Raw genomic sequence first — 21,889 nt, 5'->3', positions numbered from 1 at the left:
TTTACAAATTATGTTATTCATAATTTAAAGATAATATCTCCATTAATAGCAAGTGGCACGATGTAACAGACAAGTTTCTGAGAAAAATACAACATACTAAAAAATAAAAAAAAATAGAATGAAAACTTGTATATCAAAGACTAAAAAACTATTTAATAGGTTTTTCAGCTTCTAAAACAAATTTTCATTCTATTTAACTTTATTTCTTAATATTATAAATTCCGTTATTAATGTCTCTTTTGTCTTCTTAAGAAAACAGGTATGTCTAAATCATCTTGTTCATAATTGTTAGAGGTCATTTCTGGTTCTTTTGCATCTACCGCAACTTCTTGTTGTTCTTTTGCGACTTCCTTAACTTGAGGTTGAACTTTTTTAGATTCTTCTACTATAGAACCTAATGATAATCTGTTATTTTCACTTTCAAATCCAGTTGCTATAACAGTAATTCTAATTTCTTCATTAAGAGTTTCATCTATAACAGCTCCCACGATTATATTAGCATCTGGATCTACAGCCTCACGAACAACATCCGCAGCATCATATACTTCTAATGCTCCAAGGTCTGCTCCTCCAGTGAAGTTTATAATAACATCTGTAGCTCCATCTATTGATGTTTCTAAAAGTGGAGATGAAATTGCTTGTTTAACAGCATCTTGTGTCCTAGTATCACCTTTACCGAAACCAACTCCCATATGAGCTAGTCCTTTATTAAGCATTACTGCTTTTATATCTGCAAAGTCAGCATTAATTACACCTGTTATTGTAATTAAGTCTGAAATAGCTTGAACACCTTGTCTTAAAACTTCATCAGCTAACTTAAACGAATCCAACAGCGTTGTTTTCTTATCAGCCATATTAAGTAGTCTTTCATTAGGGATTATAACTAATGTGTCAACTTTTTCTTTTAATGTTGCTATCCCCATTTCAGCATGTCTCATTCTTCTTTTACCTTCAAAAGGGAAAGGTTTAGTTACTACTCCTACAGTTAAAATCTCCATAGATTTAGCAATTTCCGCTACTATTGGTGCAGCACCTGTTCCTGTTCCGCCGCCCATACCAGCAGTAATAAACACCATATTTGCTCCCTTTATAGAAGCTGTTATTTCTTCTCTGCTTTCTTCTGCTGCTTTCTTTCCTATTTCCGGATTAGCTCCAGCTCCTAGTCCTTTAGTTAGCTTTTCACCTATTTGAATTTTTTGATCTGCATTAGAAAGCATAAGTGCTTGCTTATCTGTATTTATTGCAATAAATTCAACATTTTTTAGTCCTTCAACTATCATTCTATTTACGGCATTACTTCCGCCGCCGCCGCAACCAATAACTTTTATATTGGTTAACTCTTGCATATCTGTCTCAAAATCTAACAAAACAATTCCTCCCCTTAAAAAATCTTATCAAAAAAAACTTTAACTTTTTTTAGAATATGATTTTCACCTTCATTATTGTGTAAATGTTCTTTTTCATTAATTACTTTATTATCATTATGTTTATTAGTTAGAATTATATTATCATCCTCTAATAAATTTAATCTATCATATACTTCTTTAGCAATAGCCATAGAAGTTATATTTTCTGAATTTTTTATTCCCAGATCATTTTTTCTTATAACTTTAGTTTTTATTTTGAAAATTTTACGAACGATTTCATCTATATCTTCAAAATAATTAACTCCATCTCCATATAGAATTATACTACAAATTCTATCATAATGACCAGTATTTTTTAATTTTATATTGATATGGCTTAATATTTCTTCAATTCTAGCATTTACCACTTCATAGAATAATTTCCTGGAAACTTTGGTAGTTCCTACCTCAATTTCCTCTTCAAGCGAATTATCTAGATATAAAGCTTTATAATTGCTAGAGTAAATCTTTTTCATATTATCTGCTTTTAAAAACGAAAACTTCCCACAAATTGCTAAATCCTTAGTTATATTTCTTCCACCTATTGGAATAGAATTTATGCTTTTAGGAATTCCATCCGTAAATAATGCTATATCAGTAGTCCCAGCTCCAATGTCTGCAATCACTATACTTTCCATAGAATTTTTTTCATTCAAAAACACTTGCTTTCCTACTAATATATTCAATTTTATAGACCCAATATTATACCCTGTTTTTCTAAAAAGTTCATAATATTTTTCTATTTCACTTTTAGCTGCTATTACTAATGTAAGATTTATTTCAAGTTTACTTCCTTTCCAATTTAATATATCTTTACGTATTACTTTGTTATCTAATATATAAAAATTGATAAGCACATCTACTATACTTTCATCGTCACTTAAAATAAAATCTCTTTGTGCATTTTTCAGCGCTTTTCTTATATCCGCACTTGTAACTTTTTCTTGAATATTAACTACAGTTGATACTTCAGTAACTCTTACTTTATTAGAAGAAATTCCAATGGATATTCTTTCACTTTTTACTGTCGTCTTTTTTTCTAAATCCTTTAATAAGCTTACTGCAACATCCCTGCATTTATCAATATCTAATAACAAACCTTTCTCTATACCTGCTGATTTGCATGATTGAACTCCTAAAATTTTAAGTTCGTCTTTCTCTCTAATCGCTACAGTAGCAGATAATTTTTGAGTACCAAAATCTAAGGACGTAATTATCTCTTGTTGCATGATTAAATCTTTCCCTTCTCTGCAGAAAAAAATCTACTAATTGCAATATATTCAACACATTTACTCAAATTCCTTTTTTTATTTATGCAATTATTATTTTTTATTTATTATTTCGTATCCATTTTTCATATTCTTCCCTCGATATAGTATTATTACTTACTAATCTTTTCAAATCCATCTCAATAGTCTGCATTCCAAATTTAGAGCCCATTTGAATAAAGCTGTTAATCTGCTCAAAATTTCCTTCTCTTATAAGATTTTTTATACTAGAGGTACATACCATAATTTCCATTGCAGCAGTTCTACCCTTTCCTGAAGCATTTGGCAATAATACTTGTGAAACAACTCCCCTAAGCAATGATGATAGTTGAATTTTCACTTCATTTTGATGGCCTGATTCAAAAGAATTTATAATTCTATATATACTATTTGCTGCTCCCATATTGTGCAAAGTTGAAAAAACCAAATGTCCTGTTTGTGCTGCTCTTAAAGCTATTTCAATTGTCTCAGGATCTCTCATTTCTCCAAGTAATATGACATCTGGATCTTGTCTTAAGGCAGCTCTAAGACCCATTGCATAGCTTTTTGTATCTTGCCCAACTTCCCTTTGATTCACCATCGACTTTTTTGTTTCATAAATATATTCTATTGGTTCTTCTAATGTGATAATATGCTTTTCTTTAGTCATATTTATTTCATTTACCATAGCAGCAAGTGTTGTACTTTTTCCAGATCCCGTTGGTCCAGTAACAAGAACTAAACCATCCTGTAATTCAGTAAAATCCTTTAACACAGATGCATCTGATATATCTCTAAGTTTGGGTATAGCTTCCTTTATAACTCTCATACATATAGCATAATTACCTTTGCATTTAAATGCATTAACTCTAAAATTGCCTAAGCCAGGCTTATTATACTTAAAATCTATTTCTCCATTCTCTAAGAATTCTTCATATTTACTTGGCATTAAATCTCTAATATATTCCCCAACAACTTCGTGTGGTACAGCATTTTCATCTGCAATGACCAAATTACCGTCTATTCTTACCATTGGTGGCAATTCTGAAGTTAAGTGAATATCTGATGCGCTAGTTAGATCAATTCTATCTAATAAGTTGTCTATTTTAGCCATAAGTTTTCTCCTCTATCCATAATTTCAAAAAGTATATCTTATAAAAAATAAGGTGCTATATTAAAAATAGCACCCTTGTTTAAAGTATGTCAATATTCTTTATATAAATATAGAATATTTATCCTTCCAACTTCTCTTAACATTACACTAATATGAATGAAAATGGATATTATTAAGTACATATTATATACTAAATAGCAGCGCATCGCTTTATAGTGATAAAGATTTATAATTCTCTATACACTAAATTAATTTTTAGTAAATAACTCTTTTTTTAATTTTTTTAAAGCTTTTTTTTCTATTCTCGATACATATGATCGTGATATTCCTAAATTTACTGCTATTTCTCTTTGTGTTTTGCATTTTCCATCAATTAATCCATATCTCATTATTATAATAGCACTTTCTCTTTTGGTTAATGACTCAATCAACTTTTTATATAGAGCTCTAACTTGTAAATTGCTTTCGACTTTTTCTAAGACGCTATCTTTTTCACTGCTTAGTATATCCATAAGACAAAATTCATTTCCTTCTTTATCTACTCCGATTGGATCTTGGAGATAAACTTCACTTTTTTGCTTTTTACTATTTCTAAACAGCATTAGAATCTCATTTTCTATACATCTAGAAGCATAAGTTGCAAGTCTAGTACCCTTACCTGCATCGAAAGAATCGATCGCTTTTATTAATCCAACAGTACCAATTGAAATTAATTCATCTACATCCTTATTAGGAAACGAATATTTTTTTACTATATGAGCTACTAATCTTAAGTTTCTTTCAATTAAAATACTTTTGGCATTTTTATCTCCTTCTTTAAATTTTTTCAAATACATTTGTTCTTCTGTTTCATCTAAAGGTAGTGGAAATGTATTATTGTTTGTCACATATCCAGTTAAGAATAGTGAATTTAATATTAGGTCTATAAAGCTATTTAATATAAACACCTTTTTCCTCCATAGCAGTGCTTGATATTATAATATGTTGGAGTACCAAAAAAGTTGCTTATACATTTTTATTTTTTATATTTATATTTTACTATATAGGTTCTAAATGATATAATTCACTCTTAATAAAGTTATTTGGTTTGTAGCGACCGATATTCCAATATATGTTCTTATTAATTAATTTTTTCAGAACACTTATATTGCAATTAAATTTCTATATCACAAGCTTAATTTACCACTTAGTTCACTAGAATTCTAAATGTAAATTTATTATCTCACTGTATATAATATAGCAGTGATTAAATTTCACTACTTCGCATTTAAAGTTTTAACTATATCTTTAAATATTGGTGCTGCAGTATCGCCACCACCAAGATCTTCATTATTAGCATCCTTATCCATCTGTATGTCTGGAGTAAATACTACCATAGTATAGTTTTTTCCTCCTGCACTAAAATATCCAGCAAACCATCCATGGGTTTTACCTTCACTACCTGTCGCCGAACCAGTTTTACCACCTATATCAAGGTCTGATTCATATGCTTTTATTCCTGTTCCTTTCAAAACAACCTGCCTCATTTCATTCTTAACTATTTTTGCTGTTGTTTCACTAAATACTCTCTTTTTATCAGTTTTAAACTCTTTTATTAAATTATCATCTTTATCCAAAATACCTTCGACTAAGTATGGTTTTTCATAAACCCCATTATTAGTTATAGAATTTATAGCTCCCAGCATTTGAATTGGAGTTACATTCATGCATTGTCCTATAGATATATTGTTTATTCCGGACTCCTCTTCTGGTTTCACCCCTTGTGCCTCTTTTACGATTCCACTATTTAAATTTAGTACTCTATCGTATAATCCTAATTTCTGTGAGTAATCCATTAATTTATCATAGCCAACTTTTGCTCCTATATCAGCAAACACATCATTAGAAGACTTTTCAAAAGCCTGCTCAACTGATAATTTACCATATACTTTTCTATCTATCTTACCTGCTCCAACAAAAGTATCATTTATATTTATAAGCCCCATATCTAAAGCTGCTCCGAGTGTTATTACTTTGTAAATAGATCCAGGTTCATATCCAATCTGCTGTATACCTAAATTCACATTAGCAGCGCTTTCATCCTTTTGAACCATTGCCCTAATTTTACCTGTATCACTTTCCATTATAGTAACCCCTACATTGCTTAAATATGAATATTCCTCTTTATCCAAAATATCTCTTATTTTATTTTCAATATCACTATCAAGAGTTAATTTTAAATTTTTATTATCATCACTTATACTTACTGATTGTTTCGCATAAACAGCTTTATTATCTAAATAAAATTCACTTTTAGGTTTTTCATTATCTTTTAGATAATCATACATATCACCTTCAAGAGTTCCTGCTTCATGTTCCTCATCTAATATTTTTGATAACATACTGCTGACACTCCACGCTTTTTTAGTATCTACTTCATCAGAAATATAAGTATATATTCCTTTAATATTTTTTAGATTATTAATTTTGTTATATGTATCCTCTGATATGTTAAAATATAATTTCCCACTTTGTTTCATTATATCTGAATAACTAAAATCAGGATTTTCAGATTTCATTATGAAATTAAACGCCATTAAATCCTCAAGTGTTTCTTCATAGTTATTTAAACTGAATGGTCTTGTATCAATGACAAGTACGTATTTTTTGTTATACTTCATTAAATCTTTCCCATTAGTGTCTAAAATCATATAATTCATATTGCTAATATTTTCTTCTTGGTGATTTTGATAAGAACTCACAACTCTTTCAGATGGATATATTTGCAATATTGTTAAACGCGCTGTTAACATAATAATTACAGTCATAAGCATAGCTAGAATCTGAATCAATCTCTTATTTCTATCAAATTTTCCAGTAAAAATGAAAAACACCTCCCTCTCTAGCTTAGATTCTAGCCTTAAAGGAGATGTTTTATTCAAAATATCTAGACTTATATATTTATAGATATCCAGCTCTAAAGCTAAATTTATGTGGTAACTTACCGAAATCATAAATATTTTGTTCCGAAAAGCTATGAAAATATCGCTGAAAGCGCTAAAAATAAAAGCTTACAACAACTTTAGCTTGCTCCGAATTATTCATTCGTACAAGTCAAAGTTGAGCAAGCTCCCATTAAATAAACTATTCTTTGTCTTTAACTATTAAATCTTTTTCTTTTAGAGGAATATCTACTCTTACTTTGTATATCATTTTCGCTCTATTTGCCGACTCTATTGGAGTTCCGTTTTCTTCTGTCATATCATGAAGAACAACTTCGAAATTATCTCCTTCTGGTCTTAAAACTTCTACTGTATCACCATTTAATACTTTATTTTTTTGTTCAATAGTTGCTATTTTTGTTTCTTCATCGTATGCTCTTACTATTCCTATTATATCTGCATGCCTTATATACGCTGAATCTTCGTATACTTGCTCTCCACTCTGGCCATAGTAAAAACCTGTATGATATACTCTGTGACTTACTTTATTTAAATTTTCCATCCACTTTGGATCGAATTTATAATTATCAGGATCTTTCATATATGCATCCACTGCCTGCCTATATGATTTAACTACTGCTGCAACGTAATATAAACTCTTCATTCGTCCTTCGATTTTTAGAGAGTATACTCCAGCCTTTATAACATCGTCTATATGTTCAATCATACATAAGTCTTTTGAATTCATTATGTATGTTCCATTCTCATCTTCAACTACTGGATAAAATTCATTTGGTCTCTTTTCTTCTACCAAATGATATTTAAATCTACATGCTTGCGCACAAGCCCCTCTATTAGCGTCTCTCCCAACCATATAATTAGAAATTAAACATCTTCCTGAGTAACTTATACACATTGAACCATGCACAAATGCTTCGATCTCACATTCCTCTGGCAAGTTATCTCTCATTTCTTTTATCTCAGTTAAGCTAAGCTCTCTAGCCATTACTATTCTCTTAACACCTTGTTCATACCAAAACTTAGCTGCTCTCCAGTTAACATTATTAGCTTGAGTGCTTAAGTGAATCTCTAAATTTGGTGCAACTTCTCTAGCTGCTGAAATTATTGCTGGATCTGATGCTATTATTGCATCAACACCTGTTTCATATAATTCCTTTATATAATCTTCTACTCCGCCTAAATCTGCATTATGAGGAAAAACGTTCATAGTTACATAAACTTTTCGATTTCTATCATGAGCGTATTCCACGCCTTCCTTTAATTGTTCATTAGTAAAATTATCTGCAAATGCTCTTAGATTTAATTTGCTTCCGCCAAGATATACAGCGTCTGCACCAAAATCTATTGCTATTTTAAGTTTATCTAAATTTCCTGCTGGTGCTAAAATTTCTGGTCTTATCATTTTAATTTACCTCCTCTTTGTAACTGCAATTCCATCTCCCATTGGTATAACAGATGTAATTAAGTTTTCATCTTGAGTAACTAATTCCAAATAAGTCCTCATTCTCTTTACTATTGTAATTTTTCTTCTTTTAACTAATTCTTGTGATGCCACCATACCTCTAAATAAAACATTATCAGCAACTATTACTCCATCTGGATTAAGTAGTCTCAAACAGTGTGGCAAAAAGTGGTTGTAATGTCCTTTGCCTGCATCCATAAAAATCAAATCAAAAGGCTCATTTAATTTTTCTAAAATCTCTAAACAATCGCCCTCTTCAATTTTGATCTTATGGTCTAAATTAAATTTCTTTAAATTAATGTTTGCAAGTTCAATCATTTTTTCATCACGTTCTATTGTAACAATTTCTGGTTCTGTCCCCGCAGCTTGATACATTAGTATTGATGAAAACCCTATTGCTGTTCCAAGTTCTAATATTCTTTTTGGTTTCTTCATACTAGTCATGAATTCAAGAAATACACCTGTTTCTTTTTGAACAATAGGCACCCCATTTGCTCTTGCAAAAGCTTCTATTTCCTTTAATGTCCCTTCTCTCTCAGGAATTAAACTTCTAATATATTCTTCCATATAGTCATATGTGATTTCGCTCATGAATTTCCTCCATAAATCTGTATTATAGATAAACAAAAAACAACTTAAATTATCAATTCACAACTATCGATTGTGCATTGTACATTGTGTGCATTACAGTTAGTATCCCAACTCTTTTTTCTTATTTAAAAAATCTTCATAGTTATTAGTAAAATAATGTGATCCATCATCTTTCATAATATAATATAAATAATCTGTCTTTTCAGGAAGCAATGCTGCCTTAATGCAGTCTAAACCTGGATTTGCTATAGGACCAACTGGCAGGCCTTTATACTTATACACATTATATGGAGAATCTACTTCTAGATGCTTGTTTAATACCACATCAACGTGATATCCCAATGCATAAATTACTGCTGCATCTATTTGAAGTTTCATATCTTTCTCTAATCTGTTGTAAATAACTGATGATATTAATGGCCTATCACCAGGCACTCTTGCTTCTCTTTCTATCATGGAAGCTATAGTAACTATTTTTTCAACATCTCCATCACTTATTTCAACTTTAGTCTCATCTTCTGCCTGCTTCAGCACATCTTCAAATCTATCTAACATAGATTTAATTACATCATTTGCATTTGACCCTTTTTCTATTAAATATGTATCAGGATACAAATATCCTTCCAAATTATATCTCTTCTTATTATTATTTTTCACGAAACTAGGCAATTTATAATCTTTAACGTCTTTAATAAATTCGTCTTTAGAACAAATACCTTTATCTTCTACGCTTTTAGCAATATCTTCTATAGAATAACCTTCTGGTATAGTTAATTTAACCAAATCCTTATCCCCATCCTTATTTTCTAAAGATTTTATCAGTTCTTCTAAGGATGAATTTGTATTTATTTCATATATACCTTCTGTTAAATTTACTTTTCTCTTATCTATAGCCAGATTTACTTTAATAAGAAGTTTATTGGTCAATTTATTTTCTTTGTCTAACTTATCCAATATATCATAAAAACCTTCGCCTTGTTTGACTTCAATTATAATTGAGTCTTCAGTCGACTTTAATGGTTTTCTTATGGTACTACTATAAGATATTACAAACGTCAGAGTTATTACAAATAAAAATAATATAATTAACAGTATTAGCTTTCTAAAAGATTTATATTTATTCATAAACTTTTTCTACTTTCTCCTAGATATAATTAAAAGTAAATAGCCAAATAAAGACCATTTACTTTAATTATATTTATTTTATTTAATAGTTAAAGTATTTTCAGCAAATTATTTTTTGTTTCTGCTAATCATTCTTCTTCTTTCAGCACTATCCAATACTCTTTTTCTCATTCTTATATTCTTTGGTGTAACTTCTACCAATTCATCAGCATTTATAAATTCTAAACATTGTTCAAGAGACATTTCAACTGGTGGAGTTAATTTTAATGCATCATCAGCACCTGATGATCTTGTATTAGTAAGTTTCTTCATTTTACATACATTAATTTCAAGATCCTCTGCTCTTGCAGAAACCCCAACAATCATACCACCATATACAGGAACACCAGCACCTATGAATAATTGGCCTCTTTCTTGAGCACTATATAATCCATATGCTATTGAATCTCCTGCTTCAAATGAAACTATTGATCCTCTGCTTCTTCCTGGAATATCACCTTTGTATTTTTCATAAGAATGGAATACGTGATTCATAATTCCATTACCTTTTGTATCAGTCATTAATTCACTTCTAAATCCAATAAGTCCTCTAGCTGGAACTGTGAATTCTAATCTTGTATATCCATTTACTGCAGATGTCATATTAACCATTTCTGCTTTTCTTGGTCCAAGCTTTTCCATAACAGGTCCCATAAATTCTTCTGGAACATCAATTGTTAAGTACTCAATTGGTTCTTCCTTATGGCCATCTACTTCTCTAAATATAACATTTGCCTTTGAAACTTGGAATTCATATCCTTCTCTTCTCATTGTTTCAATAAGAACTGAAAGGTGAAGTTCTCCTCTTCCTGAAACTTCAAAACAATCTGGAGTAAGCTCTTTTACTCTTAAACTTACATTTGTTTCAAGTTCTTTCATTAATCTATCTCTTAAATGTCTTGATGTTACGAACTCACCTTCTTGACCTGCAAATGGTGAATCATTAACCATAAAGTTCATATTTAAAGTAGGTTCATCTATTTCAAGGAATGGTAATGCTTCTGGCGATGATGAATCTGCTATAGTATCACCTATATTAGCATCAATAACACCACTTACTGCAACTATATCTCCCATTGAAGCTTCTTCTGCTTCTTCTCTCTTTAATCCTTTGTATGTGAATATACTAGTTATTTTGTAATTAGCGCTTGATCCATCATTCTTCAATAAAGCAACTGTTTGATTTCTCTTTACTGTACCTCGATGTATCTTACCAATTGCAATTTTCCCAACAAATGCATTTGTATCTAGTGTACTAACAAGCATTTGAAGTGGTTCATCCATATATCCTTCTGGTGGTGCAACATATTTTAATATTGTATCAAATATAGGAGTCATATCATTATTTTGATCATCTACATTATATTTTGCAAAGCCTTCTCTAGCTGATGCATAAATAATTTGGAAATCTAATTGTTCATCATTAGCTCCAAGTTCTACGAATAGATCAAATACTTCATCAATAACGTCTGTTGGTCTAGCATTTGGTTTATCTATTTTGTTAATTATAACTATTGGCTTTAAACCTAATTCTAATGATTTCTTTAAAACGAATTTAGTTTGTGGCATTGGTCCTTCATAAGAGTCAACAACAAGCAAAACTGAATCAACCATCTTAAGTACACGTTCAACTTCTCCACCGAAATCAGCATGCCCTGGTGTATCTACTATATTTATTTTTATATCATTATAAATTACTGCAGTATTCTTTGAAAGAATTGTAATTCCTCTTTCTTTTTCTAAGTCATTAGAATCCATTACTCTTTCTTCTACTTTTTCATTAGCTCTAAATGTATGGCTTTGTTTTAACAAAGCATCTACTAAAGTTGTCTTACCGTGGTCAACGTGGGCAATTATAGCAATATTTCTTATATCTTCTCTTTTAATTAATTCCATTATTATTCCTCCAAACAGCAAGCAAGCTGCGAATTTTTCTTTTATAGTTTCTCTTTAGTTTGTATATAAATTAGTTAAAATTTAAGTATACACTGTAAATAACTTCATACTGTTAATATATTATTACTATTATTATAAATAAATTGCGATTAAAATTATTCACGTATAAATGTAAACCTATAACTGTTTTTCTCCAAAAGAAAATTGGATACTTAAAGTATCCAATTCCTACACAACTATTATAAATTCTACTCTTTTCATCAAAAAAAGTCAACCCTATTCCAAAGAATATATATTTAACAATTTAATATTTAGTTAATTCATAATTTAATTATCAATAACAAAATATATTCTTTGCAGTTTTAGAATCACTATTTTCTTTCATACTTCTAAAAACTTCTAAAACTCCATAATTATTGGCAATATCATAGGTTTTCTCTTAGTCTTTTCGTAAAGATACTCTCTAAGTTGATCTCTCATCTTAGATTTTAATGTAGCCCAGTCAGTAATCTGTTTTTCTTCACAAGTCTTTAATACAGATTTAACAATTTCTCTTGCTTCATCCATAAGACCTTCAGATTCTCTCACATAGACGAATCCCCTTGAAATTATATCTGGACCGGATACAACCCTTCCAGTTTGTTTCTCTATTGTAACTACTATTGTTAATATACCATCTTGTGAAAGATGTTTTCTATCTCTTAAGACAATATTTCCGACATCTCCAACACCGAGACCATCAACAAACACTTGCCCTGAAACAACAGTACCATTCTTTTTAATATAATTTCTTGCTACTTCGATAACATCACCATTCTCAGGTATTAATAAATTCTTTTCTGAAAGTCCAACTTCCATAGCTAATTCACCATGCTTCTTTAAATGTCTATATTCACCATGAACTGGCACAAAGAATTTTGGTTTAACTAAAGCCTGCATTAGTTTAAGTTCTTCTTGACATGCATGACCTGAAACGTGAATCTTTTCCTGAGAATCATATATAACTTGAGCACCCTTTTTAAATAGTTGATTTATAACTTTTGAAACAAATTTTTCATTACCTGGTATAGGTGTTGCTGAAATAATTACTGTATCGCCTGGAATTACATTAATTTTTCTATGCTCCGATGCTGCCATTCTTGCAAGAGCAGACATTGGTTCCCCCTGGCTTCCAGTTGTTATTACAACAATTTTTTCGTTTGGATATTTTGAAATTTGATCCACTGGAACAAGTACATCTTTTCCAACTGTGAGATATCCAAGTTCTATTGCAACTTGAACAATATTCTCCATACTTCTTCCTGAAACTGCTACCTTCTTTTCATAAGCTTCAGCAGCTGTAATTATTTGCTGAATTCTGTGAACATTAGATGCAAATGTTGCAACTATTAACCTACCCTTAGCCTTACCAAAAAGTCTTAGGAAAGTTTCGCCAACAACCTTTTCTGTCATAGTATATCCTGGTCTTTCAACATTTGTTGAATCCGCCATTAATACTAAAACTCCCTTTCTTCCAAGTTCAGCTAATCTTCCAAAATCCATCATTTCTCCATCAATTGGTGTGTAATCAATCTTAAAATCTCCTGTATGAAGTACTACCCCAAGTGGTGTATGAACTGCAATTGCAACTGAATCTGCAATTGAGTGATTAGTCTTTATAAATTCAACTGAAACACTATCAAGTTTAATTATATCCTTTGGCTTTACTCTTACTAACTCTGTTGAAGCTAACAAACCGTGTTCCTTTAGTTTTGTTTCAACTATTCCAAGAGTAAGCTTAGTGCCATAAACAGGAACATTTAGTTGTCTAAGTACATACGGCAACGCTCCTATATGGTCTTCATGTCCGTGAGTTAAAAATATCCCCTTGATTTTCTCTGAATTTTTGATTAGATATGAAACATCTGGTATTACAATATCTATTCCAAACATATCATCATCCGGAAATTTTAGTCCACAGTCTATAATAATAATATCTTCTTTATATTCTATAGCTGTTATATTTTTTCCGATTTCGTTTATACCACCAAGAGGAATTATCTTTATCTTCGCTCTTTCATTTTTCATACTTCCCCTCCTTCTTCTTAATATTATATTTATAAACAAAGGTTCTTTCTTTAGCATTAAAAAATAACAAGTCCTATGTGACAATATATTTCACATTAATATAGGCGACCTTAATCTACATTCCAATCTATAAGCCTACATTGCTTTATTTAGCATATAAGGTTTAGCCATATTAATTCACTTTAAATACATATACCTTAATAACAATTACCATTTGATACCATACCCTTTTAAGCATGGCACTAAATGCATTTTCTTAGTAAATATATAAACCGTAAAATACATATCCTTACTTCATTCACGGCAAAATATCTGGCACACTTTTGACTTTATTTTATTTTTAATTTTCTATTAAAAGTCCTTTTATTCATCACTTAGCTTCTTTTGGCATTCATCACATACGCCAAAAAATTTTAAACTATGGTCTAAAATCTTAAACTTATATTGCTTTTCAATTCCAGATTCTAAATCCTCTAATAAATCATCCTGAACTTCCAAAACCTTATGACAGATATTACAAATAAGATGATGATGTCTGTGCGTTTCATTTGAATGCACTATTTCATATCTACTACATCCATCATTTAGATCTAATCTTGATATTACTCCTAATTCTTCTAACAAAAGAATAGTTCTATATACTGTTGCTAATCCAATTTCCGGACAACTTTTTTTTACACTATCATATATTTCTTCCGCTGTTAAATGTTGACCTTCATTTTCAATAATAGTATCAACAATTGATCTTCTTTGTGGTGTTAATTTATAACCCTTTTTTTTCAAGTCTTCCTTCAAGGCATTCATATCAATTAAATTTGATGCATCCATACATGACACCTCACTTTTCATATTAAATGAATTGATTTTTCTCTAAATAAACATTAAAGAAAATATCATATTACTAGATTGTATACTATTCCTCAATTAAACCATCTTCATTCATAAGAGTTTCATAAGTTTCTAATACCATTTCGAATTCTTCATCGTCATCTTCTAACGCTATAAATATATCGCTTCCATCCTCATCTTTGAATATCTTAAAAGCATAAGCTTCATCAGTTTCTTCAAATGCAGGAGTTGCAATAATATATTGGCCTTTTAATTTTTCTATTTCAAAGTATATAACAACCTCAAACTTAACGTCATTTCCTTCTTGATCAGGTATATATACATATTTTGCTTCCTTATCCATAAATGTATCCCTTCTGTATTTTATTTTTATTTATGTTGCAATTCACAACGCACATTTCACAATTCACAATCGCGATTAAAATTCTTGCGATTTTTTAGAATTATGATAAGGATTATTTTTGCAATATATATTTATTAATAAAAGCATATTGTATAAGAAATTAATCTTATACATATACTCCTCAAAATTTCCTATTCCATCAGATATTTATTTTCTTGAAATCATATCTAAATATCCTTGAAGTATGTAAGTTGATGCAACTTTATCTACTATCTTCTTCCTCTTATTCCTTGACAAATCAGCTTCAAGCATTGCTTTATGTGCTGCAACAGTAGTTAAACGTTCATCCCAGAATTTCACTTCTACATTAAGTTCTTCTTCTATAACCTTTCCAAAAGCCATCGCAATCTCTCCAGATGGTCCTATTGTTCCGTTCATATTCTTGGGTAATCCAATTACAATAACCTTTGCATCATATTCATCGCAAAACTTTTTTATTTCCGCTATATCTTTTTCTTTATTAGTTCTTCTAACTGTAGTCAGGCCTTGAGCAGTGAATCCTAGCGGATCACTTACTGCCACTCCAATAGTCTTTGAACCCAAATCTAATCCAAGTATCCTCAAATTACAGCACCTCTCACAACATATAAGCATCAAATATCAAGAAAATCTCGATATCACGCTTTCTTTCATATACTAAAATTAAAAGTGCCCGTTATAAACGGGCACTCTCTACTTTATCTCTAAATAAGATTTTATAACTTCTTCTAGTATGTCATCTCTCTCGAGTTTTCTTACTAAAGCTCTTGCTCCGTTGTAATTAGTGATGTAAGTAGGGTCTCCTGAAATCAAATATCCAACTAATTGATTTATAGGATTATATCCTTTTTCCTGTAATGAATTATAAACCTCTGTTAATATTGTTTTTGTAAGAGCTTCTTTATTCTTACTTAAATCAAATTGCATTGTATGTTCAATATTATTACTCATAAAATTGCTACTTAAAGCAACTCACCCCCTTAATCATTTTATAAGGAAACGATATCCATATTTATTATTAACTTTATTTTTTAAATTTATTCACTAACTATAATTAGATTATAACCTATTTTTTATAAAAAGTATACTACTTTGCTAAAGTTTCCACTATTTTATATGATTCTTCAATCGCCTCTTGTATCTTTTCTGGCATCTTTCCACCTGCTTGAGCCATGTCTGGTCTTCCGCCGCCACCGCCGCCAAGCATAGAAGATATTTCTTTTATTAACTTTCCGCAATGAGCACCTTTAGCTACTGCATCTTTAGTTGCCATAGCACAAATAATAACTTTTCCAGCATTTGCACTCATAAGTAAAACTATGCTATTTGGAGCTTTATCTCTTACCTTTTCGCATACATCTCTTAAAGTATCACTATCAACGTCTTTTAATTCATAAGAAATTACATTTATATCCTTAACGTTTCTTGAAGAAGATACTATATCATCTATTCCCATTGATGCGAATTTAGATTTTAGAGCTGTTATTTCTTTATCTTTTTCCTTAAGCTCCTTAACTTGTTGCTCAAGTTTAGCTAATAATTCTTTTTCTGAGCATTTAAGCTTAGTTGAAATTTCTTTTAATAAATCTTTCTTTTCATTTACTATCTTATAAGCTTCTTTTCCTATTACAGCTTCAATTCTTCTTGTTCCTGCAGCAATACCACTTTCAGATATAATTTTGAATAAACCAATCTTTCCTGTGTTATCTATATGTGTTCCACCACATAATTCTTTAGAGTATTCCCCTGCACTTACAACTCTAACTTTATCAGCATATTTATCATCAAATATACCTATAGCTCCACTATTTTTTGCTTCTTGAAGATCCATAACTTCTGTAACAACTGGTGTAACACTTGTAACTGCTTCATTTACTAAATCTTCAACCCTACTTATTTCTTCCTCTGTCATAGCTTCAAAGTGAGAAAAGTCAAATCTAAGTCTATCATGACTTACATATGATCCAGCTTGATGAACATGTGATCCAAGAACCTCAGTTAAAGCTTTATCTAAAAGGTGAGTTGCAGTGTGGTTCTTCTTAATATTTTCACGTCTAACTTTATCCACTTCTATAGTAACTGTATCTCCCACTTTAAGTTCTCCTGATACAACTTCAACAAAATGAACTATTTTTCCACCTATGTTCTTTTTAGTATCAAGCACATTAGCTTTAAAACCATCATTAAATATTACACCTGTATCTCCTATTTGACCACCCATTTCAGCGTATAAAGGAGTAACATCAGTAACTATAATAGCTTTATTTCCTTCTGTTATAGCATCTGTAAAGTCTTCACCTTCAATTAACACTTTAACTTCTGCATTTAAAGTATCATTGTCATATCCATCAAAAACAGTTTCGATTTCTCCTGGTATAATATCTAATGTTTTAACATCAGTTCCCATGTAATTAGAAACTTTTCTTGCACTTCTAGCTCTTTCTCTTTGAACTTTCATTTCTTCGTGGAAAGCATCTTCATCTAATGATAAGCCTTCATCTTCTAATATTTCTTTTGTAAGTTCCATCGGAAAACCAAATGTATCATATAATTTAAATCCATCTACACCACTAAGAACTTTTTCATTCTTTGCTTTTAGTTCACTTATAAATCCATTTAATATTTCCATTCCTGAATCTAAAGTTTCTCTAAATTTATCTTCTTCTATTTTAATTACTTTTTTAATATATTCTTTTTTGCTATTTAGTTCTGGATAAGCTTCACTTGAATCTCTTATAACAGTATCGCATAAGTTACAAAGGAATGCTTCTTTAATCCCTAAAGTTTTCCCATGTCTTGCTGCTCTTCTAAGAAGTCTTCTTAAAACATACCCTCTACCTTCATTTGATGGCATAACATCATCTGAAATCATGAAAGTTATCGATCTAATATGGTCAGTTATTAATCTTAAAGATATATCTGTTTTTTGATTTTCTCCATATTTAACATTAGCTAATTTTGCAACTTCACTTAAAATATTTTCTAATGTATCAATTTCAAAAATACTATTCTTCTCTTGCATTATAGTTGCAAGTCTTTCAAGTCCCATACCTGTATCAATGTTAGTATTAGCAAGTTTTTCATAATTTCCTTTTCCATCACCATCAAATTGAGTGAAAACAAGGTTCCAGAATTCTATTATCTTATCTTCATCTGCTAATTTAACGAACTCATCAGCGTTAGTTGGTATTTCCTCTGATCTATTAAAATGAATTTCTGTACAAGGACCGCATGGACCTGCACCATGTTCCCAGAAATTATCTTCTTTGCCTAATCTAAATATATGAGTTTTATCTACATCTGTAAGTGTAGTCCAATATTCATATGCTTCATCATCATCTAAATATATAGTTACATATAATCTATCTTTAGGAAGTTCCAACACTTCTGTGATAAATTCCCAAGCCCAAGGAATTATTTCTTTCTTGAAATAATCTGCAAAAGAAAAGTTTCCAAGCATCTCAAAGAAAGTACCATGTCTACTTGTAATACCTACGTTTTCGATATCCCCTGTTCTAATACATTTTTGACAAGTTGTAATTCTTCTCTTTGGTGGCTCTTGTAATCCAGTAAAATAAGGCTTCAACGGAGCCATTCCTGCATTTATTAATAATAAACTTTTATCGTTCTTTGGAACCAAAGAAAAGCTATCCATTCTTAGATGATCTTTACTTTCAAAAAATTTCAAGTATGCTTCTCTTAAGTCATTGGTTTTCATAAATTTCATAAACTATTCCTCCATTTTTTTCAGTTAACAGTTGACTCCGATATCCATTGTGAATATCTTTTTATTGTTTATAATCTTCTTATGAAGATTTAAGATTTCATAATTATTTGTGACAAGTTATTAATTGCAGAACCACTGCTCTTTTTATAGGCGAAAAGATCCTAATTGCAGAAAAGTTCCGTATTGCAGCGTAGCTGCTCTTTTCAGTAGTGCATAGCTGCTCTTTTTTATAGGCGAAAAGTTATTATTTGCAGCATAGCTGCTCTTTTTATAGGTGAAAAGTTATTATTTGCAGCATAGCTGCCTTTTTCAAATGCGAAAAGATCCTAATTGCAGCATAGCTGCTCTTTTTATAGGTGTATAATTTACCAAATAAAAAAAGCCCTCTCCCCAAATAGATATAGGGACGAAAGCTGGAATTCCGCGGTACCACCCTAATTATGTATGATATAATCATACATCACTTAGTAATTTATAGCTCCTAGGTAGCTTCAAAATATATAGCCAAAAGTTTTCACCAACCACTTTTTCTCTGAAATGACTATGATAAATTTACTTATCCTATTCATCGCTTAATATTTAATTATTTCATCAAAATTATATTTCATATAGATAATTATGTCAATATTCAACTTTATTTGTACACCCCTAATGCATAAGCTTTTTTATAGATAACCCAACTATAATCTATACTTATGTGTATAACTCACCGAAATGAATAATATACTTTTGTTCCAGTTTCTAGGTAATTATGATGGGTGATTCTAAGGCTATAAAGTTGCACTGTGTGAAAATTCTGCTAACCAAATATAAAATTCGGAGCATCACTTTTTGGGTTTTCTGCTTAAGTACCTTTAACAGCTCATTTTCAAATGTTTTCTTCATATTATTGCCCTTGTGGTTATAAATATATTTATGATTTCTAGTGCAGATACGAACTTAAGGTTTTAGTAACTTTGTAAAATGTTCATCTAATAAGTCCAATCTTTAAGTTTTTTATCTATAAAATCTAGAACAGATAGTAATTTATATCATCATATAAAACTTTTATAATAACAGCTATTGGCACTACTAAAACCATCCCAACAAATCCGCCAAATTTATCTCCTATAAGTAATAAAATTATTATAACAAATGGATGCATTTCTGTGCTGTCCCCTGTTATTTTCGGAGATAAAATATCGCCCTCAAGCTGTTGAATTATGAACATACCCACAATTACCCAAAATGCCTTTATTGGAGAATCTAAAAGTGCAACTATTACCGCCGGAACTGCACCAAAAATTGGTCCAAAATAAGGTATTATGTTTAAAATTGCATTCAATATAGAAATCCATAAAGGAAATTTTACTTTCAATAATAATAACAATATCAATGTTAATCCGCCTATCAATCCCGAAAGCATCAATTGACTTGTTATATATCTTGTTAATACTCTATCAATATCGCTTAATATTTTTTTAGTAAGCCCTCTTTTAGAAGTTGGCAATAGCAACAGCATTTTACTATATATTTTATTACCATCGCAAAGAAAGTAATAAACCATAATAGGTATTATTGCTAGTGACATTGCATTATCTCCAATGCTCATTAAATTTTCCACTGCATTTTCTGAAAAATTTGTCCAAAAAACATTTCCTTTTTCTAAAATTTCATTATAAATTACATTAGTGGTAGAAAAGTCATCCAAGTTATTTTTCTTTAACATTCCTTCAAGTAAGTTGCTTACGTTATCAAATATATTACTGATATTGGATATCTCATTAAATAGCGTAGGAACTATAACAATTATACATGCAGTTATGATACCTATAATTATTAATATAACCACTATTGAGGATATTTTCTTGCTTATTCTAAATTTTGCCTCAAATCCATCCCTAATAGGAGTCAAAGTATAAGCTAAAATAAAAGATGCTACAATAATATTTATTATTGAATTTATTGATTTGTTAAAAATGTAAGCTAATATTAAGCTAATAAAGCATAATAGGGTTATACCTAGAAGAATTGCTTTTTTATGCTTTCTTAATTGCATTGTGCCTATCCATATTATGAGGTAAAGTTTTAAACATAACTCCCTCATTTCCTGTATATAATATATATTCCTCTCCGAGGATGCATCTATTTAATAGAATAATTTGCTTACCCTTTATCATTTTATCTACTAACCCTGAGCTTATAACTATTGCTTTAATTGAATAATCTTGTATATCTATTATAATATCCTCTAGAACTCCTTTAACATTCCCCAATGTATCAATAACTTCCATATACTTAATCTCTTTAAATGTAAGTCCCTCACCTTTTTTTATATTTTCTATTATTACATCTTCACCTATATCTATAACATCTTCCATGTCTATATAGTTATTTTTAGAGAACAGATGGCTATTGGATACCTTAAATCCTACAATCTTTCCCCAAAAGAAATCTATGTATAAGTCTTCTATAATGCCAATCTTTTTGCCTTTAATGTTATAAACTTTCTTGAAATAGAAGTCTCTAGTTTTAAACATTGTGCACCTCCAAAATAATTTTTAATAGAAAGTCCTTATGCCTGTTTATGTCTATACACTATATACTGTAGTGTTCCCCCTATATTCTCTAAAATAAGTAATATAGTTAATAAACTAAATCTAGTTCATTTGATATAGTCTCCAACAAGAGGAAAATTATTCATATTAATATGCTCACATGTATAATTTTACCGCACAATAATTTTACACTTAAAAAATCGTAGACGAATATGTTTAATTATGAAGCCTTTGCCTCTATGGGCGAGCTCCTACGAAAATACCAATACTTTCATCATCATACATTGTGGATACTTTGTCTTCATGAGCAGTACTAGAGAATAAAAATAGTACCTACTATTTAGTAAGTACTTAATTTCATCAACTAAAATTTTTGAGACAAAATTTTAATATCCTTAGAATTTAGGTGAATCTATTCAATAATATACAACCGTTTTCTTTAACTTTAATAAAAGAGACACTACCATTATCAGTTATTAGAAAAATTAATGTAAGTATAAAATGT

Annotated in this window: 17 protein-coding genes and 1 other annotated feature; all 17 genes read right to left on the bottom strand. The window is 30.1% G+C overall.

Translation table 11 applies throughout. From position 1 onward, the window contains the following. Positions 1–227 precede the first annotated feature (227 nt). Complete coding sequence (gene ftsZ, locus KEC93_RS06240; protein ID WP_017210785.1) at positions 228–1,367, bottom strand: cell division protein FtsZ; 1,140 nt, start codon at positions 1,365–1,367, stop codon at positions 228–230. Between the two features lie 14 nt (positions 1,368–1,381). Further along, the gene (ftsA, locus tag KEC93_RS06235; protein ID WP_077868355.1) at positions 1,382–2,635 is read right to left on the bottom strand and encodes a cell division protein FtsA; all 1,254 of its coding nucleotides are present in this window, start codon (positions 2,633–2,635) and stop codon (positions 1,382–1,384) included. A 100-nt stretch (positions 2,636–2,735) separates the two neighbouring features. Next, on the bottom strand, positions 2,736–3,767 hold the full coding sequence (locus KEC93_RS06230) for a type IV pilus twitching motility protein PilT (RefSeq protein WP_077868354.1): 1,032 nt from the start codon (positions 3,765–3,767) through the stop codon (positions 2,736–2,738). Between the two features lie 248 nt (positions 3,768–4,015). After that, positions 4,016–4,714, bottom strand: a complete 699-nt coding sequence (gene sigK / locus KEC93_RS06225; protein ID WP_011968455.1) for an RNA polymerase sporulation sigma factor SigK — start codon at positions 4,712–4,714, stop codon at positions 4,016–4,018. A 309-nt stretch (positions 4,715–5,023) separates the two neighbouring features. Then, complete coding sequence (locus KEC93_RS06220; RefSeq protein WP_039772337.1) at positions 5,024–6,640, bottom strand: penicillin-binding transpeptidase domain-containing protein; 1,617 nt, start codon at positions 6,638–6,640, stop codon at positions 5,024–5,026. A 250-nt stretch (positions 6,641–6,890) separates the two neighbouring features. Continuing rightward, positions 6,891–8,111 carry a peptidase U32 family protein gene (locus tag KEC93_RS06215; protein ID WP_011968453.1) on the bottom strand — a complete coding sequence of 407 codons (1,221 nt, stop codon included), beginning with the start codon at positions 8,109–8,111 and terminating at the stop codon, positions 6,891–6,893. Between the two features lie 6 nt (positions 8,112–8,117). Next, the gene (locus KEC93_RS06210; RefSeq protein ID WP_011968452.1) at positions 8,118–8,762 is read right to left on the bottom strand and encodes an O-methyltransferase; all 645 of its coding nucleotides are present in this window, start codon (positions 8,760–8,762) and stop codon (positions 8,118–8,120) included. 99 nt (positions 8,763–8,861) lie between these two features. After that, positions 8,862–9,887 carry an endolytic transglycosylase MltG gene (mltG, locus tag KEC93_RS06205; protein ID WP_077868353.1) on the bottom strand — a complete coding sequence of 342 codons (1,026 nt, stop codon included), beginning with the start codon at positions 9,885–9,887 and terminating at the stop codon, positions 8,862–8,864. Between the two features lie 108 nt (positions 9,888–9,995). Continuing rightward, positions 9,996–11,822 (bottom strand): translational GTPase TypA, encoded by a 1,827-nt coding sequence (typA, locus tag KEC93_RS06200; RefSeq protein WP_039772323.1) that lies wholly within the window; start codon positions 11,820–11,822, stop codon positions 9,996–9,998. Positions 11,823–12,221: 399 nt separating this feature from the next. Next, complete coding sequence (locus KEC93_RS06195) at positions 12,222–13,889, bottom strand: ribonuclease J (protein ID WP_011968449.1); 1,668 nt, start codon at positions 13,887–13,889, stop codon at positions 12,222–12,224. Positions 13,890–14,252: 363 nt separating this feature from the next. Then, complete coding sequence (locus KEC93_RS06190; protein ID WP_011968448.1) at positions 14,253–14,717, bottom strand: Fur family transcriptional regulator; 465 nt, start codon at positions 14,715–14,717, stop codon at positions 14,253–14,255. Between the two features lie 85 nt (positions 14,718–14,802). Then, positions 14,803–15,081 carry a DUF1292 domain-containing protein gene (locus tag KEC93_RS06185; RefSeq protein WP_017210790.1) on the bottom strand — a complete coding sequence of 93 codons (279 nt, stop codon included), beginning with the start codon at positions 15,079–15,081 and terminating at the stop codon, positions 14,803–14,805. Positions 15,082–15,288: 207 nt separating this feature from the next. Further along, positions 15,289–15,705, bottom strand: coding sequence for a Holliday junction resolvase RuvX (gene ruvX, locus KEC93_RS06180; RefSeq protein ID WP_011968446.1), 417 nt, complete (start codon positions 15,703–15,705; stop codon positions 15,289–15,291). Between the two features lie 108 nt (positions 15,706–15,813). After that, positions 15,814–16,071, bottom strand: coding sequence for an IreB family regulatory phosphoprotein (locus KEC93_RS06175; RefSeq protein WP_008424959.1), 258 nt, complete (start codon positions 16,069–16,071; stop codon positions 15,814–15,816). 136 nt (positions 16,072–16,207) lie between these two features. Then, entirely contained in the window at positions 16,208–18,847 is a 2,640-nt protein-coding gene (alaS, locus tag KEC93_RS06170; RefSeq protein WP_077868352.1) for an alanine--tRNA ligase, read from the bottom strand. 399 nt (positions 18,848–19,246) lie between these two features. After that, positions 19,247–19,425: a binding site (T-box leader), on the bottom strand. A 431-nt stretch (positions 19,426–19,856) separates the two neighbouring features. Continuing rightward, positions 19,857–20,885 (bottom strand): AI-2E family transporter, encoded by a 1,029-nt coding sequence (locus KEC93_RS06165; RefSeq protein ID WP_077868351.1) that lies wholly within the window; start codon positions 20,883–20,885, stop codon positions 19,857–19,859. Next, positions 20,866–21,366: a PRC-barrel domain-containing protein gene (locus KEC93_RS06160; RefSeq protein WP_011968443.1), complete on the bottom strand. Its 501-nt coding sequence runs from the start codon at positions 21,364–21,366 to the stop codon at positions 20,866–20,868. Before KEC93_RS06160 ends, KEC93_RS06165 begins: the two co-directional genes overlap by 20 nt. Between the last annotated feature and the right edge of the window lie 523 nt (positions 21,367–21,889).

It is taken from the genome of Clostridium beijerinckii (assembly GCF_018223745.1).
Lineage (GTDB): Bacteria > Bacillota > Clostridia > Clostridiales > Clostridiaceae > Clostridium > Clostridium beijerinckii.
This window is presented reverse-complemented; position numbering and strand designations above follow the sequence as displayed.